This window comes from Streptomyces sp. NPDC050121 (genome assembly GCF_044460385.1).
Lineage (GTDB): Bacteria > Actinomycetota > Actinomycetes > Streptomycetales > Streptomycetaceae > Streptomyces > Streptomyces soliscabiei.
In genome coordinates, this window is sequence record NZ_JBITJV010000073.1 from 1 (window position 1) to 24453 (window position 24453).

21 protein-coding genes and 2 pseudogenes are annotated in these 24453 nt (G+C 70.2%); 17 read left to right on the forward strand and 6 right to left on the reverse strand.

The genetic code is table 11. The annotated features are described in order from the left end of the window. From ACIBTS_RS47625 to ACIBTS_RS47635, 3 genes and pseudogenes are all read right to left on the reverse strand, one after another. Nucleotides 1-227: pseudogene (locus ACIBTS_RS47625) on the reverse strand (F420-dependent oxidoreductase); the annotation flags it as partial. Nucleotides 228-337: 110 nt separating this feature from the next. Then, nucleotides 338-1624 carry a cytochrome P450 gene (locus ACIBTS_RS47630; protein WP_399327984.1) on the reverse strand — a complete coding sequence of 429 codons (1287 nt, stop codon included), beginning with the start codon at nt 1622-1624 and terminating at the stop codon, nt 338-340. A gap of 17 nt (nt 1625-1641) precedes the next feature. Beyond that, nucleotides 1642-3006 (reverse strand): glutamine synthetase family protein, encoded by a 1365-nt coding sequence (locus ACIBTS_RS47635; RefSeq protein ID WP_399327986.1) that lies wholly within the window; start codon nt 3004-3006, stop codon nt 1642-1644. 319 nt (nt 3007-3325) lie between these two features. Between ACIBTS_RS47635 and ACIBTS_RS47640 the strand changes: the two genes are divergently transcribed. The 14 genes from ACIBTS_RS47640 (at nt 3326) to ACIBTS_RS47705 (ending at nt 18331) form a co-directional block, all read left to right on the forward strand. Then, nucleotides 3326-3514: a ferredoxin gene (locus tag ACIBTS_RS47640; RefSeq protein WP_189786220.1), complete on the forward strand. Its 189-nt coding sequence runs from the start codon at nt 3326-3328 to the stop codon at nt 3512-3514. A gap of 2 nt (nt 3515-3516) precedes the next feature. Further along, nucleotides 3517-4737, forward strand: a complete 1221-nt coding sequence (locus tag ACIBTS_RS47645) for an NAD(P)/FAD-dependent oxidoreductase (RefSeq protein ID WP_399327988.1) — start codon at nt 3517-3519, stop codon at nt 4735-4737. Between the two features lies 1 nt (nt 4738). After that, nucleotides 4739-5545, forward strand: a complete 807-nt coding sequence (locus tag ACIBTS_RS47650) for an acetoacetate decarboxylase family protein (RefSeq protein ID WP_399327990.1) — start codon at nt 4739-4741, stop codon at nt 5543-5545. Between the two features lie 34 nt (nt 5546-5579). After that, a complete protein-coding gene (locus ACIBTS_RS47655) occupies nt 5580-7043 on the forward strand; it encodes an aldehyde dehydrogenase (protein WP_399327992.1) in 1464 nt (487 codons plus the stop codon). Then, nucleotides 7036-7962, forward strand: coding sequence for a 3,4-dihydroxyphenylacetate 2,3-dioxygenase (locus ACIBTS_RS47660; RefSeq protein ID WP_399327994.1), 927 nt, complete (start codon nt 7036-7038; stop codon nt 7960-7962). The genes ACIBTS_RS47655 and ACIBTS_RS47660 overlap by 8 nt, the downstream gene beginning before the upstream one ends. A gap of 11 nt (nt 7963-7973) precedes the next feature. Beyond that, nucleotides 7974-8819 (forward strand): fumarylacetoacetate hydrolase family protein, encoded by an 846-nt coding sequence (locus tag ACIBTS_RS47665; RefSeq protein WP_399327996.1) that lies wholly within the window; start codon nt 7974-7976, stop codon nt 8817-8819. Nucleotides 8820-8868: 49 nt separating this feature from the next. Next, the gene (locus ACIBTS_RS47670) at nt 8869-9471 is read left to right on the forward strand and encodes a TetR/AcrR family transcriptional regulator (RefSeq protein ID WP_399327998.1); all 603 of its coding nucleotides are present in this window, start codon (nt 8869-8871) and stop codon (nt 9469-9471) included. 231 nt (nt 9472-9702) lie between these two features. After that, a complete protein-coding gene (locus ACIBTS_RS47675; protein WP_399328000.1) occupies nt 9703-10899 on the forward strand; it encodes a cytochrome P450 in 1197 nt (398 codons plus the stop codon). Nucleotides 10900-10932: 33 nt separating this feature from the next. Then, complete coding sequence (locus ACIBTS_RS47680) at nt 10933-11145, forward strand: ferredoxin (RefSeq protein ID WP_266587592.1); 213 nt, start codon at nt 10933-10935, stop codon at nt 11143-11145. 22 nt (nt 11146-11167) lie between these two features. Further along, nucleotides 11168-13489, forward strand: a complete 2322-nt coding sequence (locus ACIBTS_RS47685) for an FdhF/YdeP family oxidoreductase (RefSeq protein WP_399328019.1) — start codon at nt 11168-11170, stop codon at nt 13487-13489. 194 nt (nt 13490-13683) lie between these two features. Further along, complete coding sequence (locus tag ACIBTS_RS47690) at nt 13684-15093, forward strand: APC family permease (RefSeq protein WP_399328002.1); 1410 nt, start codon at nt 13684-13686, stop codon at nt 15091-15093. Between the two features lie 97 nt (nt 15094-15190). Then, nucleotides 15191-16702, forward strand: coding sequence for an aldehyde dehydrogenase (locus ACIBTS_RS47695; protein ID WP_399328004.1), 1512 nt, complete (start codon nt 15191-15193; stop codon nt 16700-16702). After that, a complete protein-coding gene (locus tag ACIBTS_RS47700; RefSeq protein ID WP_399328006.1) occupies nt 16699-17421 on the forward strand; it encodes a gamma-glutamyl-gamma-aminobutyrate hydrolase family protein in 723 nt (240 codons plus the stop codon). Before ACIBTS_RS47695 ends, ACIBTS_RS47700 begins: the two co-directional genes overlap by 4 nt. Nucleotides 17422-17428: 7 nt before the next feature. Then, nucleotides 17429-18331, forward strand: a complete 903-nt coding sequence (locus tag ACIBTS_RS47705) for a hypothetical protein (protein WP_399328008.1) — start codon at nt 17429-17431, stop codon at nt 18329-18331. Between the two features lie 89 nt (nt 18332-18420). Here the strand turns inward: ACIBTS_RS47705 and ACIBTS_RS47710 are convergent, their stop codons facing one another. From ACIBTS_RS47710 to ACIBTS_RS47720, 3 genes are read right to left on the reverse strand one after another with little or no spacing between them, the layout of a single operon-like run. Then, a complete protein-coding gene (locus ACIBTS_RS47710) occupies nt 18421-19272 on the reverse strand; it encodes a bifunctional methylenetetrahydrofolate dehydrogenase/methenyltetrahydrofolate cyclohydrolase (RefSeq protein ID WP_399328010.1) in 852 nt (283 codons plus the stop codon). Nucleotides 19273-19298: 26 nt separating this feature from the next. Then, nucleotides 19299-20144, reverse strand: a complete 846-nt coding sequence (gene purU, locus ACIBTS_RS47715) for a formyltetrahydrofolate deformylase (protein ID WP_399328013.1) — start codon at nt 20142-20144, stop codon at nt 19299-19301. Nucleotides 20145-20162: 18 nt separating this feature from the next. Then, entirely contained in the window at nt 20163-21284 is a 1122-nt protein-coding gene (locus ACIBTS_RS47720) for an aminomethyltransferase family protein (RefSeq protein WP_399328015.1), read from the reverse strand. A gap of 116 nt (nt 21285-21400) precedes the next feature. On the opposite strand from ACIBTS_RS47720, the gene ACIBTS_RS47725 reads away from it, so the two are divergent. The 3 genes and pseudogenes from ACIBTS_RS47725 to ACIBTS_RS47735 form a co-directional block, all read left to right on the forward strand. After that, nucleotides 21401-22084, forward strand: a complete 684-nt coding sequence (locus ACIBTS_RS47725) for a TetR/AcrR family transcriptional regulator (RefSeq protein WP_399328017.1) — start codon at nt 21401-21403, stop codon at nt 22082-22084. Between the two features lie 379 nt (nt 22085-22463). Continuing rightward, nucleotides 22464-23942: pseudogene (locus tag ACIBTS_RS47730) on the forward strand (SpoIIE family protein phosphatase); the annotation flags it as partial. 128 nt (nt 23943-24070) lie between these two features. Next, nucleotides 24071-24453 (forward strand): ATP-binding protein (locus tag ACIBTS_RS47735; RefSeq protein WP_399328021.1); only part of this gene is annotated, 383 nt, incomplete at its 3' end.

Genomic DNA, 24453 nt, shown 5'->3' on the forward strand with positions numbered 1-24453 from the left:
GGGGTGTGGGGGTCCTGGTTGCCGGGCAGGGCGTAGTCGCGGGGGTTGCCCATCACGCCGCCTGCTCCGGCGTCGGGGCCGAGCACGATGTGTTCGCTGATCATGACCGAGTCGAATCCGGCGTCCTCGGCCTCGCGGGCCCAGCGGATCACGGTCGGCAGATCCGCGCGGCCTCCGGTCATCGTCCAGTTCTCGCTCAGGACGAGCTGCATGCGGGGAGTGGTCATCGTGGTGATCCTCGGGCCGAGTGTTCTGGCGGGCGGACGAGAGGTGCGGCCGCTCGTGCGGGGCGGGGCGCCCCGGGCGGCCGCACCTTCTGGGCGGCTCGGAAAGGCGGTCAGGCGAGGGTGACTGCGACCGGCAGCTTTTTGATGCCGTTGACGAAGTTGGAGCGCACGCGCGGGACTTCGCCGGTCAGACGGATGTCGGCGATCCTCGGGATGAGCTCCTCGAACATGATGCGGATCTCGGTGCGGGCGAGCAGGTTGCCCAGGCACAGGTGCGGGCTGCCCTTGCCGAAGGTCACATGGTCGTTGTCGGCGCGGGCGACGTCGAAGTCGTACGGGTTGCCGAAGACCTCCTCGTCGCGGTTGCCGGAGGCGTACCACATGACGACCTTGTCGCCCTCCTTGATGCGCTTGCCGCCCAATTCCACGTCACGGGTCGCCGTGCGGCGGAAGTGGTAGACGGGCGACGCCCAGCGCAGGAACTCCTCCACCGCGACGGGGATCAGGGACGGGTCCTCCTGAAGCCGGGCCAGCTGCTCGGGGTGCTGGAGCAGGCCCAGCATGGAGTGGGTGATGGTGTGGCGGGTGGTCTCGTTGCCGGCCACGACGAGGAGCAGGAAGTAGTTGTCGAAGTCCTGCGGCGTGAGCGGCACACCGTCCTTCGGGGTGGTGTTCACCAGCTTCGACACCAGGTCGGTGCCGTCGCCGCCGCGCCGCTGTCGGGCCAACTCGCGGCCGTACTCGAAGACCTCCAGCGAGGCGGGCGAGCGGAAGGGCAGGTGCCGGTACTGCTCGCTCTCCGCGCTGTCCAGCAGGACGTCGGCGTAGTCGGGGTCGGTGTTGCCGATGATGCGGTTGCCCCAGTCGATGAGCTGCTGGTTGTCCTCCGGCGGAACGTCGAGGAGGCGGGCGAGGACGTTGATGGGGAAGTCGGCGGAGACCTCCTTGACGAAGTCGAAGGTCCCCTTGGCCAGGGCCGCGTCCAGCGTGGTGGCGGTCAGGCCGCGCAGGAAGTCGGTGTAGCTGTTGATGACGCTCGCGCCGAACTGGCGCTGGAGCAGGCTGCGCATGGCGCGGTGGCGTACTCCGTCCAGCTCCAGGATGGAGGCACGCGTCTTGATCTGGTCCTCGTCGACCTCTTCGAGGTTCACGAACTTCATCGAGGTGAAGGTCTCGGCGTCGCGGTCGACGCGGGCGATGTCGGCGTGCCGGGTCACCGCCCAGAAGCCGGAGTTGGGGGCCTCCTCGGGCTGCCAGTGCACCGGGTCCTGGTGGCGCAGGGTGTGGAACATACGCCATGGGGTGATGCCGTCGGTGAAGTTGTCCAGGTCGGCGAGGTTGACGTCCGCAAGCGGCATCGGCTCGTTCACGGCGGCGGTCGGGGTCTCAGTCGTCATCGCATGGCTCCCAGTCGTCACAGGTGGTAGGCGTACTCGGTGAACTCCCAGTCGGTGACGTGCCGTTGGAAGCGATCGATCTCGTTGCGCTTGTAGGAGAGGAAGGAGTCGGTGAAGTCCTTGCCGAGGACGTCGGTCAGTTCCGTGTCCGCTTCCAGGGCGTCCAGCGCGGCCGACAGGCTCATGGGCAGCACGGCTGCCCTTGCGGTGTCGTAGCCGTACCCCTCCAAGGGGGCGGGGGGCTCCTCGCCGGTCAGAACCCCGAGCAGCGCGGCGGCGACTGTGCCCGCGATCAGCAGGTACGGGTTGGCGCTGGCGTCACCGAGACGCAGTTCGAACCGTGCGCCGGAGCCGCGCTCGGGCGGGATGCGGACCATGGCGCTGCGGTTGTCCAGGCCCCAGTCGATCAGCCAGGGCGCGAGGGTGTCCGGGCCGAAACGCTTGTAGGAGTTCACGGTCGGGTTGGCCAGTGCGGCCAGGGCCGGGGCGTGGGCGAGGATGCCGGCGACGGCGTGGCGGGCGGTGGAGGACAGCCCGTACGGCCCTGCGGGATCGTCGAAGGCGTTACCGGCGCCTTCCTCGTCGGAGCTGTCGCATGACAGATGGAGGTGGAAACCGGAGCCTCCGGCGTCGTTGAACGGCTTGGCCATGAAGGTGGCGAGTTTCCCCTCCTTCCGGGCCAGCTCCTTGATCGCGGACTTGAAGCGGAAGGCACGGTCCGCGGCGGACAGGGCGTCGGAGTGGGTGAGGTTGATCTCGAACTGGCCGCCGTCGAACTCGTGGTTTCCGCTGGTCACGCCGATGTTCATGTCCCGCAGCAGACGCAGCGTGCGGAGCAGATGATTGTCGCCGTCGGCGCGCAGACCGGCGGTGTAGACGACGCCGGCGGCGCCCGAGTAGCGCTTCCAGCCGCTCGGGGAGGCAGGGTCCTCGTCGCAGAGGAAGTACTCGAGCTCGGGGCCGACCACCGGACGCAGGCCGTGTTCGGCACACCGGGCGAGGACGGTGCGCAGCAGATCGCGGGGCGACTCCGGTGCGGGCAGGCCGGTGGCCGGGTCGGTGACGTCGGCGAGGCAGGACGCGACGCCGGGCTCCCAGGGGAGGGGGACCAGGCTGTCCAGGTCCGGTCGCACGGTGATGTCGGGCAGGCCGGCGTCGAGACCGCCGGAGACGGCGACCACGTCGCCCTGGGGGCTGGTGTGGTAGACGGCCCGGCAGAAGGCCAGGCCGTGGTCGCAGGCCGACGGCAGGTGGTCCAGCAGGATGTCGCGTGCACGGTCGGTGCCGATGAGATCGGGATAGGTCACGCGCACCACGTCGATGCCCTCGGCGGCGAGCCGCTGCATGTGCTGACGGACGCTGGGGGTTGGAGCTGCGCTCACCGATGTCTCCTCGGGCGCTTGGGGGATGTGGGTGGCGAGGGAAGCCAGAGGGCCGGTGCTGGTGGGGGCACAGGGCTGACTTGTTTGGTGCCAAACGGTATGAGGGCTACGAGCACCCCGCAAGAGGGGATGGAAAAAAAATTATCCGCATGGATAGGTATTGACCAGGGGTGGGCGGCTTCCTATGTTGTTTGAAGCCAAATGAGTAGGGGTCCGGTCAGTTGCCGGGCTCTTGGCCGGGGCCCGGCCGACGCCGGTCGGGCCCCTCTTCCTCCCCCTTGCCCCCGCCCCGACGCCCTCACTTTCAGGAGGACCGGCCATGAAGGTCGTCGTCGACATGAACAAGTGCCAGGACCACGGCCAGTGCGTCTTCGCCGCCCCCGATGTCTTCTCCATGGACGACAGCGGCCACCTGGCGTACGTCTCCGACCCCGACGACGCGCTGCGCGACGAGGTCGAGGAAGCCGCCGACGTGTGCCCGCTCCAGGCCATCCGTCTCGAGGGCTGATGATGAACGCACGCATCGTCGTGGCCGGCGCCTCCATGGCCGGCCTGCGCGCGGCCGAGCAGCTGCGGGCCGCCGGCTGGACCGGAGCCATCACGCTCGTCGGTGACGAGCCGCATATGCCCTACAACCGGCCACCTCTGTCCAAGGAGGTCCTGGCCGGCAAGGCACCCTTCGAGTCCCTCGCCTTCCGCCCGCGGGCGAGCGTGGCCGACGCTCAGTGGCGGCTGGGCACCAAGGTCGTCGCCGCGCGGCTCGCTGAGAACATCGTCGAGTTCGACGACGGCGAGGCACTCTCCTACGACGGACTGGTCGTCGCCACCGGAATGCGGCCCCGGCGCCTGCGCTGCCCCGGCCCGCTCGCGGGCCGGCACACGGTCCGCACCATCGACGACGCGCAGGGCCTGCGACAGGCCCTCACCAGGCCCGGAGCACGGGTGGTCGTCGTCGGAGGCGGCTTCATCGGCTGCGAGGTCGCCGCCACCGCCGTCGCTCTGGGCGCCCGCGAGGTGACCGTCGTCGACCCGCTGCCGCTGCCGATGGTCGGCCCCCTCGGCGAGCTCCTCGCCAAGGCCCTGCTGAAGCGCCACGAGGAACGCGGCGTGCGCTTCGCCCTCGGCACGGGCGTGACCGGCTTCACCGGCGACGACCACGTCACCGGCGTCGCCCTCGGCGACGGCACCGTCCTGCCCGCCGACGTGGTGGTCGAGTCGGTCGGCTCGGTCGCCAACACCGAGTGGCTGGACGGCAACGGCCTCGACCTGAGCGACGGCGTCCTCGCCGACGAGCACCTGCGCGTCGGCGGACGGCCCGACGTGGTGGCCGTCGGTGACGTCGCCCGTTTCCCCAACGCCCGCTACGACGGCGTACCGCGCCGTGTGGAGCACTGGTGCATCCCCACGGACACCGCCAAGCACGCCGCGAAGACCCTCGTCACCGCGTTGACCGGCACCGGCCACGACCTGTCCCCGTTCGCGCCGCTGCCCACCTTCTGGAGCGACCAGCACGACTTCCGCCTGCAGTCCTTCGGGGCTCCGGTGCTCGGCAAGGAGGACGTGCGCGTACTCGAAGGCGACCTCGACGGTGACGTCGTCGTCGGCTACCACGCCGGCGGCCGGCTGGCCGGTGTCGTCGCCCTCGGCGGTCAGGCCGCGGCGGCCGCCGCCTCCCGCTACCGCGCCGAACTGCTCAAGCAGCCCGCCCTCACCCCTCAAGGACTTTGCTGACATGACCACCGTCCGTGGATTCTTCTTCCCCAAGACGGCGAGCGGAGCCTCGTCGCTGATCCCCTCACCGCCCTGGCGGTACTCCGGTGACCTGCTCACCGTCGAGTACCGCACCGACCCGGCACGCGTGCGTGAACTGCTTCCCGAGCCCTTGGAGCTCGCTGACGAGGACCCGGGCGCGGTGGCGCTGATCTGGGCCGACTGGCAGTCCTGCTCGGCCTCCGGCGAGGAACTGCTCGACCCGGTGCTCTCCCAGTACAAGGAGGCCTTCGCGGTCGTCCGCTGCAAGTACCGGGGACAGACCTACTCGCGCTGCGTCTACATCTGGGTCGACAAGGACTTCGCCATCGCGCGCGGGCTGCACCAGGGCTACCCGAAGAAGCTCGGCTCGATCCACCAGACGCGCCCGCACCCGTACGGCCCCGCCCCGCGCATCGAGGCGGGGGCCCGTTTCGGAGCCACGCTCGCCGCCGCCGACCGGCGCCTCGCCCACACCGTGGTCACCCTGCGCGAGCCGTCGGAGACGAACGGCTTCGTCAACGCCCACCCGATGGCCCACCACCGCTGGCTGCCCTCCATCGAGAAGGGCAAGGGCCTCGCCCTGGACGAGCTGATCGAGTCGGGCGCCGCGTCCTTCGAGGCGGGACAGGCCTGGCGCGGCGACGCCGAGATGGAGCTGTTCGAGGCGCCCACCGAAGAACTGGCCCGCCTGGAGATCCGCGAGCCGATCGCCGCCTACTACCGCCAGGTCGGCGTCGTCTGGGACGGCGGCCGACTGCTGGAATCCGGCACCTCCGGCGCCGAGTAGACCCCACCACCTCGCGAGACCGGAGGAACACAGCATGAGCGAACACACCATCACCGTGGCCGGGGTCGCCGTCGACACCCGGCACTGGATCGGCGGCGAGCGCGTCGCCTCTACACAGACGTTCGAGGACGTCTCGCCCATCGACGGCAGCACGATCGGCGACATCTCCCGGGGCACGGCCATGGAGGCGGCCGCCGCCGTGGCCGCCGCGAAGGCCGCGTTCCCCGCCTGGGCCGCCACCTCCCGCGCGGAACGCGCCCGCATCCTGCACGCGATCGCCGACGGGGTCGAGAAGCGGATCGAAGAGCTCGCCATCGTCGAGACCACCGACAACGGAGCCCTTCTGCGCTCCCACCGCCGTGGGGTGATGCCGCGGGTCGCCCACAACTTCCGCTTCTTCGCGGACTGGCTGCTCCATCTGGAGCACGAGGACTTCGAGACGCGCGGCCACACCAACCACGTCAGCTGGGACCCGGTCGGCCCCTGCGTCCTGATCACCCCGTGGAACGCCCCGCTCATGCTGGCCACCTGGAAGGTCGCGCCGGCTCTCGCCGCAGGCGACACGGTCGTCCTCAAGCCCGCCGAGTGGTCGCCGCTGACCGCCTCCCTGCTGGCCGACATCGCCGCCGAGGCCGGGCTCCCGGCGGGTGTCCTGAACGTCGTCCAGGGCTACGGCTCCGAGATCGGCGACGCGTTGACCTCGCACCCGGACGTGCGCCGCATCAGCTTCACCGGCTCGGTACCCACGGCCAAGCGCATCGCGGAGTCGGCGGCCGCGAACCTCACGCCCCTGAGTCTCGAACTGGGCGGCAAGTCGCCGCTGCTGGTGTTCGCCGACGCGGACCTGGACCTTGCCGTCGGCCTGGCGGTGGAGCAGTACGACAACGCCGGCCAGGTGTGCCTGGCTGGTACCCGGCTGCTGGTCGAGGAGTCGGTCGCGGAGGAGTTCACGCGCCGGTTCGTCGAGAAGGCGAGCGCGCTGAAGCAGGGTGATCCGCGCGACGAGACCACCGACATCGGGCCCAACATCCACCCCCGCCAGCTGGAGAAGATCGACGGGTTCGTGCAGCGGGCCGTGGCCGCCGGTGCCCGCGCCGTCATCGGCGGCCACCGGGGGGACGGCCAGTACTACGCGCCCACCCTGCTCACCGATGTGGCCCAGGACTCCGAGATCGTGCAGGAGGAGGTCTTCGGCCCTGTCCTGACGCTGCAGACCTTCACGGACGAGGAGGAGGCCGTCCGGCTCGCCAACGGCACCCGCTTCGGCCTGGCCGCCACCGTCTTCACGGGCGACGCCGAGCGCGCCGAGCGCGTCACCGCGCGGCTGGTCGCGGGCACGGTGTGGGTGAACTGCTTCTTCGTCCGCGACCTGCAGGCCCCCTTCGGCGGCTCCCGGCTTTCCGGCGTCGGCCGCGAGGGCGGCACCTGGAGCTTCGACTTCTACTGCGACGTCAAGAACACCGTGACCGCCCCGAACGGATGGAAGAACCATGGGTGAGATCGTCGGGGCGGGCCTCCTCGCCCACGTCCCCACCATCGTGCTGCCCGAGGAGACCCGGCTGGAGCTCAACGGGGGCAAGGAGATCACCCTCGTCACCGGCCTGAACCAGCTCCGTCAGGACGTCTTCGCCCGCGACGACTACGACACCGTCGTCGTCCTGGACTCCCACTGGGCCACCACCGTCGAGTTCGTCGTCACCGCGCAAGCCCGCCGCGCCGGCCTGTTCACCTCCGAGGAACTGCCACGCGGCATGTGCCGGATGCCGTACGACTTCCCCGGTGATCCCGAACTGGCCGGGAACATCGCGAAGTTCGCCGACAAGCACGGCACCTGGATCACCGCGATCGACGACGACTACCTGCCGATCTACTACGCCACCATCAACCTGTGGAAGTTCCTCGGCGAGGGGCTGCCCGACAAGCGGTGGGTGACCATCGGCGTCTGCCAGACCGGCGACATGGAGGACCACCTGCGCCTCGGCCGCGCCCTGGCGGACGGTATCGCCGCCACCCCGGGGCGACGCGTGCTGCTGATCGCCTCCGGTGCCCTCTCGCACACTTTCTGGCCGTTGCGCGAGCTGCGCGACCACGAGGCCGGCGACCCGGTGCACATCTTCACGCCCGAGGCCCGCGAGGCGGACTTCGAGCGGATCGCCTGGTTCAAGGAGGGCCGTCACGACAAGGTCCTCGACACGATGGACGCGTTCTGGAAGTACAAGCCGGAGGCGAAGTTCTTCCACTACCTGATGATGGCCGGTGCCCTCGGCGAGCGCGCCTGTGTCGCCAAGGCCCGTCAGTACGGCGAGTACGAGAACTCGATCGGCACCGGCCAGGTGCACCTCTGGTTCGACCGCCCGGCCGACGGCTGGACCGGCACGGGCCTGCCCACCCCGCTCACCCCCCACAGCCGCATCTAGGAGTCCGTGACATGCCCGAGTACCGCCGCATCCTCCTCGACGGCGCCGCCGTCCAGGTCACCGTCGACGGTGACGAACTCGTCGCCGGGGACGGCCGCCGCGTCAAGACCGAGGACGCACAGCACCTGCCCCCGGTCGTCCCCTCCAAGGTCATCGCCGTCCACCTCAACCACCGCAGCCGCGTCGACGAGTTCCAGATCGACCTCCCCGAGACGCCCACCTACTTCCACAAGCCGACCTCGGCCCTCAACTCCCACAAGGGCACCATCGTCCGCCCCGAGGGCTGCAAATGGCTCAACTACGAGGGCGAGGTCGCCATCGTCATCGGGAAGACCGCGCGCAACATCTCCCCGGCCGAAGCGGGCGAGTACATCGCCGGCTACACCATCGCCAACGACTACGGACTGCACGACTTCCGCGACACCGACGCCGGCTCCATGCTCCGCGTCAAGGGCTCCGACACCCTCTGCCCCCTCGGCCCCGGCTTGGTCACCGACTGGGACTTCCACGGCAAGGCCCTGCGCACGTACGTCAACGGGAAGGTCGTCCAGGACGGTACGACGGACGAGATGAAGTGGGACATGCACTACCTCGTCGCCGACATCGCCCGCACGATCACCCTGTACCCGGGAGACGTACTGCTGTCCGGCACCCCGGCCAATTCCCGCCCCGTCCAGCCCGGAGACGTCGTCGAGGTCGAGGTGGAGGGCCTCGGTAGACTCACCAACCACATCGTCACCGGCCCCACTCCCGTCCGCACCGACGTCGGCGCCCAGCCCACCGAGTCGGAGGAAGTGCTGTCCACCGCGCTCGGCGGCGACTGGGAGTTCCGCGGCATCCGCCCGCCGAAGCGTTGACGCCCCTGCGACGGTCTGCCGGTCCCCGCATACGGGTAGGGTCGCGCTCATGAGCGATTCCGCCGAGAAGCCAGCCGTCAGGCCCCGCAAGCGCGTGGACTACGGGACCGGCCGTGAGGCCCTGCTCAACGCGGCCGTGCGCGTGGTGGCCCGCGGCGGGCTGCGCAAGCTCACCTATCGCGCCGTCGCGGAGGAGGCGGGTGTCACGCACGGGCTCGTGGTGCACCACTTCGGCTCGCGGGACGCGCTGATCGAGGCAGCCCTCGAACACGCAGTGCGCACCAGCGCGAGTACGAGCTCCCTGGAACCCGGCACGGGCGACCTCGCGGACTTCGCGGCGGGACTGGCGGACATGGTCACCCGCGAGCCGGCCATGCAGACGTTCCAGTACGAGCTCATGCTCGAATCCCGACGCAGGCCCGAGCTGCTGCCGCAGATCCGCGCGCTGTACGACGAGTACTTCCAGGCCACGGAGAGGGAGCTGTCCCGCAGCCTGCCCGACGGCACCAGCCCGGCCCTGACCCGGCTTGTCTTCGCCGCCCTGGAGGGTCTCGTGCTGCACCAGCTGGTCCTCGACGAGCCGGACGTCACCGAGGCCGCGCTGAAGGAACTGCGGTCGTTGCTGACCCGGCAGCCAGGAGACGCAGAGTAGCCGCCCTCTGCCAATCCCTGCATAACAGCAGGTCAGGACGAGCCCCCGTCGCCTGGCGACGGGGGCTCGTCCGTTTCCGGCGGCGTAAAGAGTTGATTACGTGCCCGCGAAGTATTGACGAAATTATCCGGCTGGATAATTCTCGGCGGTACGGGGCCCTTGGTTCGCCCCTCCTTCTTCCACTCCCCAGCTCCCCCTCCGCCTCGCGCCCGATACGAGGAGTGCCACTACATGACCGTCGCCACTGCCGGACCCGCGTCCGCCACCGAGGACCTGCTGCCCTTCCGCGACCCAGGCTTCCGTGCGGACCCGTACCCGTACTACGCGCGGCTGCGGCAGGAGCACCCTGTCTACCGGCATCCGGTCGGCATGTACGTCGTCTCCCGCTACGAGGACGTCGCCCGGCTGATCCGCAACCCCAGCCTGAGCGTGCAGCAGCTCGACTTCGGGCCGGCCGCCCCGATCCACCACACCATGCTCGGCAAGGACGCCCCCGACCACACGCGGCTGCGGCGGATCACCAACCGCTGGTTCACACCCAAGGCCGTCGAGGAGTGGTCCAAGGTGATGCGCGCCTCCGTTCAGGCCGTGCTCGACGAGGTCGAGAAGGGCGACGGCACCCTGGACGCGGCCGACGGCCTCTCCCTGAAGTGCACCTTCGAGACCACCTGCCACATCTTCGGCATCGAGCCGACCGAGATGGACACCATCCAGCGCAAGACCTACGAGATCGGACTGAGCCTCGGCCCCGGCGGCAACGACGAGGAGGCCCGCGCCACCACGAAGGCGTTCGCCTGGTTCGCCGAGCACATCCGCCGGCTCGTGGCCTACAAGCGCGCCCACCCCGGCGAGGGACTGATCGACGCGTTCATCGCCGCGCAGGACGAGGGCAAAATGACCGAGGAAGAGGTCGTCTACACCATCTTCCTGTTCTTCGCCGTGGGCCACCTCGACGTCAAGCACCTGATCAACCACGGCATCTGGCTGATGACGCAGCGGCCCGAGCTGTTCGCCGCCTACCGGGACGAGCCGGAGGCACGGCCCGGCATCATCAACGAGATCCTGCGGATCGACACACCCGAGTCGATGGTGGTGCGCCTGACCACACAGGACACGGTCATCGGCGACACCACCGTACCGGCCGGAGAGGCGCTGGCCCTGCTCATCGCCTCCGCCAACCGCGACCCCGAGGTCTTCGCCGACCCCGACACCTTCGACCACACCCGCCCGGTCGCCGCCAGCCAGCACCTGGCCTTCGGCTCCGGCATGCACGGCTGCGCCGGCCAGGTCCTGGCACGCGCCGAGGCCGACATCGTCTTCAGCTCGATCGTCAACCGGTTCGACGGGGTCGAGCCCGCGGGCGAGCCCGCCTACGCGCACACCGAGTTCCTGCGCACGATCACCCACCTCCCCGTCCGTTTTCTCTGATCCCCCGACCCCTTGCGAGAGACAGGAGCAGTCATGAAGGTCGAAGTCGACCTCAAGAAGTGCCAGGACCACGGCCAGTGCGTGTACGCCGCCCCCGACCTGTTCGCGCTGGACGACGAGGGACGCCTGTCCCTGCGGTCGCAGGCGACGGACGTCTACGTGGCCGACGTGGACGAGGCAAGCGCCGAGGAGCTGTACGAGGCCGCCGAGGTCTGTCCGCTGCAGGCCATCACGGTGCACGAGTAGACGGGAACGCGGCATGTCACCGATGGCGTCCGGGCCACCGGAGAACGACCCCGGCGACAGCGGTCTGACCGTCGGTCCACCCAAGGAGTACGCGGCCGGCATCCCGGCCGTCGTCCAGTCGCTGCGGCACGGCGGCCGCCAGATGGGTGCCAAGCGGACCCTGCTGACCCTGCTGAGCGTCAACCAGAAGACCGGGTTCGACTGCCCCGGCTGCGCCTGGCCGGAGGGCGACCACCGGCACGCCGCCGAGTTCTGCGAGAACGGCGCCAAGGCGGTGGCCGAGGAGGCCACACTGCGCCGCGTCACCCCGGCCTTCTTCGCCGAGCACAGCGTGGCGGAGCTGCTGGAGCGCAGCGACTACTGGCTGGGCCAGCAGGGCAGGCTCACCCACCCCATGTACCTGGCACCCGGGGCGCGGCACTACACGCCGGTGACCTGGGAACAGGCGTACGACATCGTGGCCGGGGAACTGGCCGCGCTGGACTCGCCGGACGAGGCGTCCTTCTACACCTCGGGGCGTACCAGCAACGAGGCGGCGTTCGTCTACCAGCTGTTCGTGCGCGCACTGGGCACGAACAACCTGCCGGACTGCTCGAACATGTGCCACGAGTCCTCCGGCGTGGCCCTGTCCGAGACCATCGGGATCGGCAAGGGAAGCGTCTCGCTCGACGACCTGCACCAGGCGGACCTGGTCCTCGTCGTGGGCCAGAACCCGGGGACAAACCATCCCCGCATGCTCTCCGCCCTGGAGCGGACGAAGCGGGGCGGGGGGCACGTCGTGGCGGTCAACCCGCTGCCCGAGGCCGGCCTGCTGCGCTTCAGGAACCCTCAGCGGCCCTCAGGGATGATCGGCCGGGGCACCGCGCTGGCGGACGAGTTCGCACAGATCCGCCTCGGCGGCGACCTCGCCCTGTTCCGGGCCCTGAACCGGCTTCTGCTGGAGGCCGAGGACCGGGCCCCGGGCACGGTGGTGGACCGTGCGTTCGTCGAGGAGCACACCGACGGGTTCGAGGAGTTCGCGGCCGACGTGCGCGCCACGCCCTGGGCGGAAGTCCTTCAGGCCACGGGCCTGGAGCGCGAGCAGATCGAGCGGATCCACCAGCGCGTGCTGAAGGCCCGGAAGATCGTGGTGTGCTGGGCGATGGGCCTGACCCAGCACAAGCACTCCGTACCGACCATCCGCGAGGTGGTCAACTTCCTCCTCCTGCGCGGCAACATCGGCCGCCCCGGCGCCGGGGTCTGCCCGGTGCGCGGCCACTCCAACGTCCAGGGCGACCGCACCATGGGGATCTACGAGAAGCCCGCGGACGACTTCCTGGACGCGCTGGAGAAGGAGTTCGGCCTGCCCATGCCGCGTCACCACGGGCTTGACGTGGTCGACACCATCCGCGCCATGCGGGACGGCAGGGTGAAGGTCTTCTTCGCCATGGGCGGCAACTTCGTCTCGGCCACCCCGGACACCGCCGTCACCGAGCAGGCCCTGCGCCGTACGGCCCTGACGGTGCAGGTCTCCACCAAGCTCAACCGCTCCCACCTGGTCACGGGCCGCCGGGCGCTGATCCTTCCCACGCTCGGCCGTACCGAGGCCGACCTGCGCGGCGGCGGACCGCAGTTCGTCACCGTCGAGGACTCGATGAGCTCGGTGCACGCCTCCCGGGGTACCCTGGCGCCCGCCTCGCCCGAGCTGCGCTCGGAGACGGCGATCGTCTGCGAACTGGCCGAGCGGGTGCTCGCCGCCCGCGGTGAGCCGCCAAGCGTCCCCTGGCGGGCCATGGCGGAGGACTACGACCTGATCCGCGACCGCATCGCCCGGGTCGTCCCCGGCGTCGAGGACTTCAACCGGCGCGTACGCCATCCGGGCGGGTTCGTCCTGCCGCACGGGCCACGGGACGACCGGCACTTCCCGACCGCGACCGGCAAGGCCCGCTTCACCGTCAATCCGATGACCGTGCTGCGCGTGCCTGAGGGACGGCTCCTCCTGCAGACCATCCGCTCCCACGACCAGTACAACACCACCCTCTACGGCCTCGACGACCGCTACCGCGGCATCCACGGAGGGCGCCGGGTGGTCTTCGTCCACCCCGACGACCTGGCCGCTCTCCAGCTGGCCGATGCCGACCGGGTCGACCTGGTCGGCGAGTACCCCGACGGCGCCGAACGTGTGGCACCCGACTTCCGGGTCGTGTCCTACCCGACCGCCCGCGGCTGCTGCGCGGCCTACTTCCCCGAAACCAACGTCCTCGTACCCCTGGACAGCACCGCCGACCTCAGCAACACCCCGACGTCGAAGTCGGTCGTCGTACGACTCGTACACCGGGGTACGGCCGACCGGGCCGCCCTCTGAGTCACGGTCCTGCAAAGACCTCTGCGGTCGAAGAAGGATCTCCCCGCAACCCCTTGCCAAACGGATAGTTCCAGCCCACCATGAGGCAACTCGTTTGGCCTAAAACAAAATCCTCCGCCCCTCCCCGTCCCCGGTAGGTGATTCGAGTGGACAGTCAGACTGTGATTCCCACGCAATCCGGTCATGATGCATCCATGACAGGCAGGCTCAAGCCCGATTCTCTCGGTGTCCTGGGCATTCTCTTCTTCGTTCTCTCCGCCCAGGCGCCGCTGACAGGCATCGCGGGGGCGGTGCCGATCGCCGTCGCCATCGGCAACGGTGCGGGTGCTCCTGCCGCCTACCTCGCGGCCGGCGTCATCATCCTGCTGTTCTCCGTCGGATTCGTCGCCATGGGTCGCCATGTCGTGGACGCCGGAGCCTTCTACACCTACATCGGCAAGGGGCTCGGCCGCCCGGCCGGTTCCGGCAGTGCCGGGGTCGCCCTCTTCGCCTACTGTGCCGTCCAGGCCGCCATGTACGGGCTGTACGGCGTCACGGTGAGCGGTCTGGTCGAGCACTACTCGGGCGTCCATGTCGCCTGGTGGGTCTGGACGCTGGTCACCATGGTGATCGTGCAGGTCCTCGGTGCCTCGGGCATCGAGATGGGCGCCAAGATCCTCGCCGTCTTCGTCCTGGCGGAGTTCAGCATCCTGATCGCCTTCGCCCTCGTGACCCTGTTCAAGGGCGGCGGGCACGAGGGCCTCGGCTTCACGGACAGCTTCTCGCCGTCCGCCGCGCTTCAGGGCGCTCCCGGTGTGGCCCTGATGTTCGCCGTGGCCTCGATGTTCGGCTTCGAGGCCACCGCCATCTACGGCGAGGAGGCCCGCGAGCCCCGCAAGACCGTCCCCCGGGCCACCTACCTGTCGGTCGCGGTGATCACGGGCTTCTTCGCCTTCACCTCGTGGATGCTGGTCTCGGCGCACGGCGCGTCCCAGGTGACGGGCGATGCGGGCAAGGCGCTGCAGAGCGGCGACGCGACAAGCTTCGTCTTCGCCCCGATCGCCGCCCTGTTCGGCGGCTGGGCGAACGACGTGCTGCCGATCCTGCTGGCCACCTCCCTCTTCGCGGGCATCCTGGCCTTCCACAACTCCGCCAACCGCTACCTGTTCTCCCTCGGCCGGGAGGGCCTGCTGCCCCACGGGCTGACCGCCATCAACCGGCGCCACTCGCCCTGGGTCGCGGGCACGGCGCAGACCGTGCTCTCCGTCCTGCTGGTGATGCCCTTCGCGATTCTCGGCAAGGACCCGGTGCTGACCCTCTTCTCCTGGTTCAGCGGAGTCGCCGTCCTCGGCGTCATGCTGCTGTACTTCCTGACCTCGGCCTCGATCGTCGTCTTCTTCCGCCGCTCGCGCGCCGACACCCGCCCCTGGAACACGCTGATCGCCCCCGTACTGGGCGCACTCGGCATCGCGGGTGCCATCTGGCTCATCATCGCCAACTTCACGACGCTGATCGGCGGTGACCAGACGACGGCCATATGGCTCCAGATCACCGTTCCGGTGGTGCTGGTCCTCGGCGTCGTCGCCGCCCGGCTGACGCGGTCCCGGGCGGAGACCACCGACTGAACACCGTGATGCCTCACCGGTACGGCCGGGGCCTGCGCCCCGGCCGTATCGGGCCTTGTGCCGGACCGGGTGCGTTGTCTGTCGCCCGACGAAACGGATGAAACGGAGGGGAGAGCGCGTGCTGAACGCCTCCCACGAGGAACTGCTGCGCCGCGCCAAGGCGCTTGACCTGCCCATGCAGCACCACATCGACGGCAGGAGCGAAGCCGGTGACGGTGGATCATTCGCCGTGATATCCCCGCGCGACGGCCAGAGCCTGGTCCAGGTCGCCGACGCGGGGGAGGCGGAGGTCGATCTCGCGGTCGCGGCGGCGCGCCGCGCCTTCGACACAGGGCCGTGGCCGCACCTGGCGCCCGCCGAGCGCGGCCGGATCCTGCTGCGGATCGCCGAGCTGCTGGAGGAACGGCGCGAGGAACTGGCACTGACCGTGAGCCTGGAGATGGGCAAACCGATCACGGACGCCTACGCCATCGAACTGCGCGCCGCGATCAACACCTTCCGCTGGTACGGGCAGCTCGCCGACAAGCTCACCGACGAGTCCCCGCACACCGCACCGGACGCGCTCGCTCTCGTCACCCGAGAGCCGACCGGTGTCGTCGGCGCCGTCGTGCCATGGAACTTCCCCCTCACCCTGGCGAGTTGGAAAGTCGCTCCCGCGCTCGCCGCCGGCTGCACGGTCGTCCTGAAGCCGTCGGAGTCCTCTCCGCTGTCCGCCCTCCTGCTCGGCCGCGCCGCCACCGACGCCGGACTGCCGCCGGGCGTCCTCAACGTCGTGACCGGTGACGGGCCGGTGGCCGGCCGGGCGCTCGGCCTTCACCCCGACGTCGATGTCCTGGCCTTCACCGGCTCCACCGCGGTCGGCCGGCACTTCCTGCGCTACGCCGCCGACTCCAACCTCAAGCGCGTCTGGCTCGAACTCGGAGGCAAGTCGCCGAACATCGTGCTGCCCGACGCCCCCGACCTGGAGAAGGCCGCGGCGACCGCGGCCTGGGGCATCTTCTTCAACCAGGGCGAGATGTGCACCGCCCCCTCCCGGCTGCTGGTCCACTCCTCCATCGCCGAACAGGTCACCGAGGCCGTCGTGGCGCGGGCGCGCGAGCTGCGGGTGGGCGACCCGCTCGATCCGGCCACCGAGATGGGCGCACTGGTCGGCGACAGCCACCTCGGCAGGGTGCTGGAGCATGTCGCCTCCGGCCTGGACGAAGGCGCCCGGCTGCGCGTGGGCGGGGGCCGGACCCTGGCCGAGACCGGCGGGAGCTACCTGCGGCCCACCGTGTTCGACCGGGTCGACCCCGGCATGCGGCTGGCCCGCGAGGAGATCTTCGGCCCGGTCCTGTCCGTCCTGGCCTTCGACGACCTCGACGAGGCGGTACGGCTCGCCAACGCCACCGAGTACGGCCTCGCCGCCGGCCTGTGGACCTCCGACCTGTCCACCGCCCACAAGGTCTCGCGTGCGCTCAAGGCCGGGACGGTCTGGGTCAACTGCTACGAGGAGGGCGACCTGACCGTCCCCTTCGGCGGCATGAAGCAATCGGGCAACGGCCGCGACAAGTCCGCCCACGCCATCGAGAAGTACACCGAACTGAAGACCACCTGGATCCAGCTGTGACCCCTACGCACCCGCGACCCCTGATCGCGATCCCGGCCCGGTTCGCCGCCACCACGTCCGCGCTCCGTTACGCCGCCGAGGTCAACGCCCGCGCGCTGGTCGAGGCCGTGTGGCGGGCCGGGGGTGAGCCGGTGAGCATCCATCCAGCCGATCCGGCCAGAGCCGACGTTGCCGAGCGCCTCGCCCGCTTCGACGGCGTGCTGCTTCCGGGCGGCGGGGACCTGGCCCCGCACCGCTACGGCGTCACCGACACCCATGACAGCGTCTATGACGTCGACGACCTCCAGGACGTGTTCGACCTCGAAGTCGCCCGGCGGGCCCTGGACTCGGGCCTGCCCATGCTCGCGATCTGCCGGGGGCTGCAGGTGGTGAACGTCGCCCTCGGCGGCAGCCTGGAACAGGACATGGGCGGCGCGGACCGCGAGCACCGGCATATCGTGCACCCGGTCGCGATCCAGCGCGGCACGCTGCTCGAACAGGCCACCGGCACCGAGAAGACGGAGGTCTCCTGCTACCACCATCAGCGAGTCGACCGCATCGGCGTCGGGCTCACGGTCACCGCGCGGGCCGCCGACGGCACGGTGGAGGGACTCGAACTGCCCGGACACCCGGGGTGGTTCGCGGCGGTGCAGTGGCACCCCGAGGACACCGCGGACCAGGACCCGGCCCAGCAGGTCCTGTTCGAAGCACTGGTTGACGCCGCCCACCACGGACACTGACAAGGACATGGCTCTCTTTGGCCCCAAGCGACAGGCACCCCGCCGCGCCCCCGAACTCGACGACGTTCCGCTGGGCCGCGTGCTGAGAGGCATCGTCGCCGCCCGCGGACCGGGACCGCAGGACCTCGCCATCGCCCAGATGGAGCGGCTCCTGCGGAACACCGGTGACGACTGGGACCGCCGCTGCCACCGGGTCGGGGTCCTCGCGCAGGCCGCGCCCGCGCTGGCCCGGACCTGGCGCGAGCGCCGGCCCCGCGACCCGGACGCCCTGGTACTGGCCACCTGGTCCGAACTGGCGACCGATCCGCGGGGTGCCCTGGCGATCTGCCGCGCTGCCACCGAGGCCGCCCCGGCAGATCCGACCCCGTGGGTGGCCGCGCTGGCGGCGCTGCGACTTCTGGGCCGGCCGAGCTCTGAGCTTTCTCCCGTCTGGCAGGAGATACGCGCACGTGATCCATGGCACCGGGAGGCGCACCTGCAGATCCTGGGCTACCTCTCCCCGGAGGAGCAGGGCAGCCAGGCCGCGCTGCGGGACTTTCTCGACGATGCCATCGCGGTCATGCCCTGGGACGCGCCGACGGCATGCCTGCCCCTGACGGCGGCTGTGCGGCAGTACCACCGCGAAAGAAGCAGCGGCGGTATCCAGGCGCTGGGGGTGAGCCGGTACTGGTCGCAGCCGCACACCGCACGACTGCTGGACCACGGCATGGCCCACTGGCTGCAACCAGGTCACCTGCGTCACGCGGCCGCCGTCGCGGACCTGGGAACGCTCGCCTACGCCGTCCGCGCGGGCCGCAGCGGCGATGCGGACCCGGTCTTCTCCGCGGTCGGCGGGCTGGTGACGCCTTGGCCGTGGAACTACGAGGGGGACCCGGTGGAGTGCTACACCGCCTACTCCGGTCGCGGGTAGGTGTACGTGCGGCTCTCCGGCCGCACGGCGACGCAGACGGCGTGGGGGGCAGGACCGCATGGTCCTGCCCCCCACGCAATGCGCCGACGTCAGCCGCTGCGCTCCGCCGCCTCGACGATGTTGGTCAGCAGCATGGCCCGGGTCATCGGCCCCACTCCGCCGACCGGCGGCGCGAAGGAGCCCGCGACCTGGTCGACGTCCGGGTGGACGTCTCCGAGGATGCCCTCGACGGTCCGGGTGATGCCCACGGACAGGACGGTGGCGCCCGGCTTGATCCAGTCGGGCTTGACCAGATGTGCCACGCCGGCCGCGGCCACGACCACGTCGGCGACGCGGGCGTGGGCAGCGATGTCCTGGGTGGCCTCGTGGCACAGGGTCACCGTGGCGTGCTCGGTGCTGCGGGTCAGCATCAGGCCGAGCGGGCGGCCCACGGTGAGCCCGCAGCCGATGACGCAGAACTGCTGTCCGGTGATGGGCACGCGGTTGCGCCGCAGCAGATCGATGATGCCGCGCGGGGTGCAGGGCAGCGGCCCCGGCATGCCCAGCACGAGTCGGCCCAGGTTGGCGGGGTGGAGCCCGTCGGCGTCCTTGGCCGGGTCGATGAGCTCCAGCACGGCGTGGGTGTCGATGTGGGCCGGCAGCGGCAGCTGGACGATGAAACCGGTGCAGGCCGGGTCGGCGTTGAGCTTGAGCACGGCGGCCTCGACGTCGGCCTGGGTGGCCGTGCCGGGCAGCTCCACCCGGATCGACGCGATGCCGACCTGGGCGCAGTCGCGGTGCTTGCCGCCGACGTAGGAGTGGCTGGCGGGGTCGTCGCCGACCAGGATGGTGCCAAGGCCGGGAGCGATGCCCCGGCTCTTCAGTATCTCCACCCGTTCGGCGAGTTCACGTTTGGTGTCGGCTGCCGCGGCCTTCCCGTCGAGCAGCGTTGCGGTGGTCATGTCGTACGAGCCTCTCGGTGCGGTCGTCAGGCGAAGACGACGGTGCGGGAGCCGGTGAGGACGACGCGGTCCTCCGCGTGCAATCGGACCGCCCGGGCCAGCACGATCCGCTCGACGTCCCGGCCGATGGCGACCAGCTCGGGCGCGGAGTGACGATGTCCGACGCGGACGACGTCCTGCTCGATGATCGGGCCCTCGTCCAGGTCGGCGGTGACGAAGTGGGCGGTGGCGCCGATGAGTTTGACGCCCCGGTCGTGGGCCTGGTGGTAGGGCTTCGCGCCCTTGAAGCCCGGCAGGAACGAGTGGTGGATGTTGATGACTCTCCCGGACAGCTTGCGGCACAGGTCGTCGGAGAGGACCTGCATGTAGCGGGCGAGCACCACGAAGTCGACCTGGTGCTCGGCCACCAGCCGCAGCAGCTCGGCCTCCCCCTCGGGCTTGGTGTCGCGGGTGACGGGGAGGTGGACGAAGGGGATGCCGTACCGCTTCGCGACCGGTTCCAGGTCGGGGTGGTTGGAGACGATCAGCGGGATGTCGACGGGCAGTTCGCCCAGGTCCCAGCGGTAGAGCAGGTCGACCAGGCAGTGGTCGAACTTCGACACCATCAGCAGCACCCGGCGGCGCTGCTCCTCGGGCCGGACGGTCAGTACCGGGTCGAAGCGGGCCAGCCGCAGCGCAAGTTCGTCCCGCAGTTTCTCGGTGTCGGCCTCGGGGGTCTCCAGGCACACCCGGATGGTGAAGATACCGGTGCCGGGATCGGAGAACTGGGCGCTCTCCAGGATGTTGCCGTCGGCCTCCGCGACGCCCGCGGCGAGTGCGTGGACGATGCCCGGCTGGTCGGGGCAGCGGAGCGTGAGAATGTAGCGTTGCACGTCAGGATCTCCGTCGGGTCAGGCCCGCACGCGGGCGCGCTCGGGGTCGTACACGGGGGTGGGCCGGACCGTGGCGTCGGCCTTGGAGCCGTCGGCGGCGACGGCGGTCAGCGCGGTGCCGGACTTCACGGCGTCGCGGTGCACCCGGGCCAGGCCGAGGGTGACTCCGTCGAGGACGGGGGAGGGCAGCGCCATCGTCACGTAGCCGATGTCCCGGCCGTCCAACTCCAGCCGGGCGCCCTCGGCGGCCTCCGGCGCGGCGTCGACGACGACGCTGACGACGCGGCCGGTGACGCTGTCCTTCTTGGCCAGCAGCGCGTCCCGGCCCTGGAAGGGGCCCTTGTCAAAATCAAGCGCCCAGCCCATCCGGCACTCGAACGGGGTGACCGTGTGGTCGTACTCCAGCTCCCCCATGATCATCCCGGCCTCGGTGCGGCAGGTCAGCAGGGCGATGGCGCCGAAGGCCTTGATCCCCAGGTCCGCTCCGGCCTCGAAGACCGCGTCCCACAGCTCCAGCGCGCGATCCCGCGGGACCTGGATCTCGTAGCCGAGCTCGGCGGTGAACCCGAGCCGGCTGACCTGTGCGGGAATGCCCCCGATGAGGGCGTCGCGCAGGAAGGTGTAGTAGGGGAACGCGGCGTTGGACACATCCACGTGGGTGAGGCGTTGCAGGACGTTGCGGCTGCGCGGGCCCTGCAGGGTGAGGACGGCGGACTCGTCGCGGCGCTCGGTGACGGTGGTTCCGGCCGGGGCGTGGGCGGTCAGCGACTGCTGGGTGGCCGGGTTGCCGCCGGTGACGACGACGTGGTCGGGCGCGAGGACGGCCACCGTCACGTCGTCCAGCATCATCCCGTCGGCATCCGCCACCACCCCGTAGGCGATGCGTCCGGCGCCCAGCCCCTTGACGCTGCGCGAGAAAACGGCGTCGACGGTGGCGACCGCATCCTCACCCTCGACATGCCACTTGTAGAGCATCGAGTACTCGGAAGCCCCGACAGCGGTGCGGATGGCCTCGTACTCCTCGGCCGGATCACCGATGGCCAGCGGTACGGCGTTGCCGTAGACGTCGATCCACTCCTCGACTCGGTCTGCGTAGCGGGGAGCGAACGGGGTGGTGCTCAGTCCTTCGGGGATGGCCATGGGAACTCCAGTGGAGAGAGGAGACGTGCGCTGCAGCGAGAATCTATCCATCTGGATAACTTGTCAATAGGATAGATTGCGCTTCGGGGAACGGTCAGACAGAGGAGGGAGGGCGAGTGACTGCCGAGGTGGAGACGGACGGTGAGGCCAGCCAGGAGGCCCGGCCCGGTTACGGCGAAGGACGGGAGGCGCTCCTGGAAGCGGCGGTCAGGGTGGTGGCCCGCGGCGGCCTGCGGAAACTGACCTATCGTGCCGTGGCCGCCGAAGCCGGTGTCACGCACGGACTGGTCGCCCACCACTTCGGTTCGCGCGACACGCTGCTCGAAGAGGCGCTGCGGTGGTGCGTCACCCGGAGCATCGAGACCTCCTCGCTGGTGCCCGCCAGCGGAAGGCTCGAGGACTTCGCCGCGACCCTGGCCGACTTCATCGCGGCCGACCCCGACGTCCAGGCCTTCCAGTACGAGCTGAAGCTCGAATCCAGCCGGCGGCCGGAGCTGCGCCACCACGTCGACCTGCTCTACGACGCCTACCGCGATGCCGTCCGCGAGGCACTGGCCTGCTTCGACGTGTCGCAGGAGATGACGGAGATCGTCTTCGCGGCCCTGGAAGGCATGGTCTTCCACCAGGTCACGTCCGGGGCCCGGGAGCGCACCGAGGAGAGTCTCGACGCCTTGCGCCGGCTCCTCGCTGCCCATCGCGCGCAGGCGTCATCGAGGGCGACCAGCGGTACATTGAATGAGCCGAAGCTCTCCTGCACCCACTTCAGGAGCGGCGATGACGAGCATTTTCAAAGGGCGTGACCAGCCAGTCCGGCCGCACGGCAGGTTTTCCTCAGCTGTACCGACGCCCGTCGGCGCGACTGCGGTGCTGGACCAGCACCTGCGGTTCACCGCATGGAGCCGGGGAGCCGAGGAACTGTTCGCTCTGGCGTCCGAAGAGGTCCTCGGCCGGTCAGCCGACGCCGTCCTGGCCGATACCGAGACGGGTGTCGGCGTCTCGGCCGCTGGTGGCGGTGGTGCGGCATGGTCGCTCGGCCCTCGGCTGGTCCGCCGCGGTGACGGCAGCCCGGTGTCCGTCTCCTTGTCTCTCACCCCGCTCGTCCTGGGGGCGGGCGCGACCGGGTGGCTGCTGACGGCCATGGACGCCGAGCTGGCGCATCGGGAGGCCGTCGGCCGAGCCATGCTCGAAGGACTCGACCGGGAAGCGCCCGTCCAGTTGGTGGTCTACGACACGGACGCCCGGGTGCGCTGGATCAACACCGCGATCGAAAGACAGTTCGGAACCCTGCTGGAGGACGCTGCCGACAGGTTCCTGAAGGACATCCTGCCGCAGGGCGAGGTGCTGGAGGAGGGGGAGGGGACAGCCACGAGCGTCGAAGAGATCGTCCAGAACGTAGCCCGCACCGGCGCACCCGTGATCGACGTCCGCTACCGCAGCACCACTCACCTGGACCCCCATCACGAACGCGTCTGGTCGTGTTCCTACTTCCGGCTTCAGGACGAGGACGGCCGGCCGCTCGGAGTCTGTGAGGCCAGCCTCGATATCACCGACCGCTATGTGGCGCGCCGGCGTCTCGCCTTGCTCAGCCGGGCGAGCGGCAGTATCGGAAGGACCCTGGACATCCGGCGCACGGCCGGCGATCTGGCGGAACTTGTGGTCCCTGAGTTCGCCGAGGCCGTCACCGTGGACGTCTTCGAACCAGTCCTGGACGGGCAGGAACCGCAGCGCGCCGGCACCCGCCCCGCTCTGTGCCGGGTGGCCCGCACCGATCCCGCCGCAGCCGAGGACACCGCCTACGTTGCGCTGGATGCCGTCCGCCTGCGGTGCCTGGCCGAGAACGCGCCGGCCACCGACGCGGCCGCCCATGCGCTCGCCCTTCCCCTCAAAGCCCGTGGCGCCACCCTGGGCGTCGTGGTCTTCGCACGCTCCCGACACGCCGACCCCTTCGAGCACGAGGAGATACAGCTCGCCGAAGAGCTCGTCTCCCGCACCGCGGTCTGCCTGGACAACGCCCGCCGCTACACCCGAGAACATGCGACCGCGCTCACGCTCCAGCGTGATCTACTCCCGCGCGCCCTGCCCCAGCAGCCGGGTGTGGAGGTCGCTCACCGCTATCTGCCCGCGGCCGGGCCCGCCGGCGTCGGAGGGGACTGGTACGACGTCATCCCCCTCTCCGGGGCACGCGTCGGGCTGGTGGTGGGGGACGTCGCCGGCCACGGCACGGGCGCGGCCGCCACCATGGGCCGGGTGCGCACCACCGTCGCGGCGCTCGCGGCGCTCGACCTCGCGCCGGACGAACTGCTCGCCCGTCTCGACGACCTCGTGGCGCGGACCGGCGCCCCGCCTTCCGGGCCCGCCGAGGCCGAGGACCAGGCGCTGGGCGTCACCTGCCTGTACGCGATCTATGATCCGGTCTCCCGGCACTGCGTCATGGCGCGGGCGGGCCACCTGCCGCCCGTGCTCGTCACCCCCGACGGACACGCCGAGCTGGTGAACCTTCCCGCCGGACCGCCCCTCGGCCTTGGCGGCCTGCCGTTCGAATGCGCCGACATCGAGCTGCCGGAAGGCGCCACGCTCGCTCTCTACACCGACGGACTCGTCGAAAACCGTCAGACGGACATCGACGCGGGAGTCCGCGCTCTTTGCACCGCACTCGCCGGGCCCGCGGACGGCCAACTGGACAAGACATGCGACAGGGTCATCACCAGACTCCTGCCCCAGCCCCCGAGGACGACGCCGCACTGCTGCTGCTCCGCGTCCACGCCCTGGCCGACAGTCTGGTGGCGATGTGGGATGTGGCCTCCGACCCAGGAGAAGTCGCACGAGCGCGGTCGCTGGCCTGCAACCAGCTGGCCGTGTGGGGAGTTGACGAAGCCGCATCGTTCGTCGTCGAGCTCGTCGTCAGCGAACTGGTCACCAACGCCATCCGCTACGGCGGCGCTCCGGTGTGTCTCCGGATCATTCGGGAACGTGGCCTCATCGTCGAGGTCTCCGACGGCGGCCACACCTCGCCCCACCTGCGGCGGGCCGCGATGGAGGACGAGGGCGGCCGAGGACTGTTCCTGGTCGCGCAACTCACGCAGCGGTGGGGAACCCGGTACACGCCAACGGGCAAGACCATCTGGACCGAGGTGTCGCCGGTTCCAGCCCAGATACCAGGAACCTTCGC

What these genes read in the sequence shown, in the direction of transcription:
- ACIBTS_RS47630 (WP_399327984.1), bottom strand. Translation starts at nt 1,624, where the DNA reads ATGACGACTGAGACCCCGACCGCCGCCGTGAACGAGCCGATGCCGCTT.
- ACIBTS_RS47640 (WP_189786220.1), top strand. Translation starts at nt 3,326, where the DNA reads ATGAAGGTCGTCGTCGACATGAACAAGTGCCAGGACCACGGCCAGTGC.
- ACIBTS_RS47645 (WP_399327988.1), top strand. Translation starts at nt 3,517, where the DNA reads ATGAACGCACGCATCGTCGTGGCCGGCGCCTCCATGGCCGGCCTGCGC.
- ACIBTS_RS47650 (WP_399327990.1), top strand. Translation starts at nt 4,739, where the DNA reads ATGACCACCGTCCGTGGATTCTTCTTCCCCAAGACGGCGAGCGGAGCC.
- ACIBTS_RS47655 (WP_399327992.1), top strand. Translation starts at nt 5,580, where the DNA reads ATGAGCGAACACACCATCACCGTGGCCGGGGTCGCCGTCGACACCCGG.
- ACIBTS_RS47660 (WP_399327994.1), top strand. Translation starts at nt 7,036, where the DNA reads ATGGGTGAGATCGTCGGGGCGGGCCTCCTCGCCCACGTCCCCACCATC.
- ACIBTS_RS47665 (WP_399327996.1), top strand. Translation starts at nt 7,974, where the DNA reads ATGCCCGAGTACCGCCGCATCCTCCTCGACGGCGCCGCCGTCCAGGTC.
- ACIBTS_RS47670 (WP_399327998.1), top strand. Translation starts at nt 8,869, where the DNA reads ATGAGCGATTCCGCCGAGAAGCCAGCCGTCAGGCCCCGCAAGCGCGTG.
- ACIBTS_RS47675 (WP_399328000.1), top strand. Translation starts at nt 9,703, where the DNA reads ATGACCGTCGCCACTGCCGGACCCGCGTCCGCCACCGAGGACCTGCTG.
- ACIBTS_RS47680 (WP_266587592.1), top strand. Translation starts at nt 10,933, where the DNA reads ATGAAGGTCGAAGTCGACCTCAAGAAGTGCCAGGACCACGGCCAGTGC.
- ACIBTS_RS47685 (WP_399328019.1), top strand. Translation starts at nt 11,168, where the DNA reads ATGGCGTCCGGGCCACCGGAGAACGACCCCGGCGACAGCGGTCTGACC.
- ACIBTS_RS47690 (WP_399328002.1), top strand. Translation starts at nt 13,684, where the DNA reads ATGACAGGCAGGCTCAAGCCCGATTCTCTCGGTGTCCTGGGCATTCTC.
- ACIBTS_RS47695 (WP_399328004.1), top strand. Translation starts at nt 15,191, where the DNA reads ATGAAACGGAGGGGAGAGCGCGTGCTGAACGCCTCCCACGAGGAACTG.
- ACIBTS_RS47705 (WP_399328008.1), top strand. Translation starts at nt 17,429, where the DNA reads ATGGCTCTCTTTGGCCCCAAGCGACAGGCACCCCGCCGCGCCCCCGAA.
- ACIBTS_RS47710 (WP_399328010.1), bottom strand. Translation starts at nt 19,272, where the DNA reads ATGACCACCGCAACGCTGCTCGACGGGAAGGCCGCGGCAGCCGACACC.
- ACIBTS_RS47720 (WP_399328015.1), bottom strand. Translation starts at nt 21,284, where the DNA reads ATGGCCATCCCCGAAGGACTGAGCACCACCCCGTTCGCTCCCCGCTAC.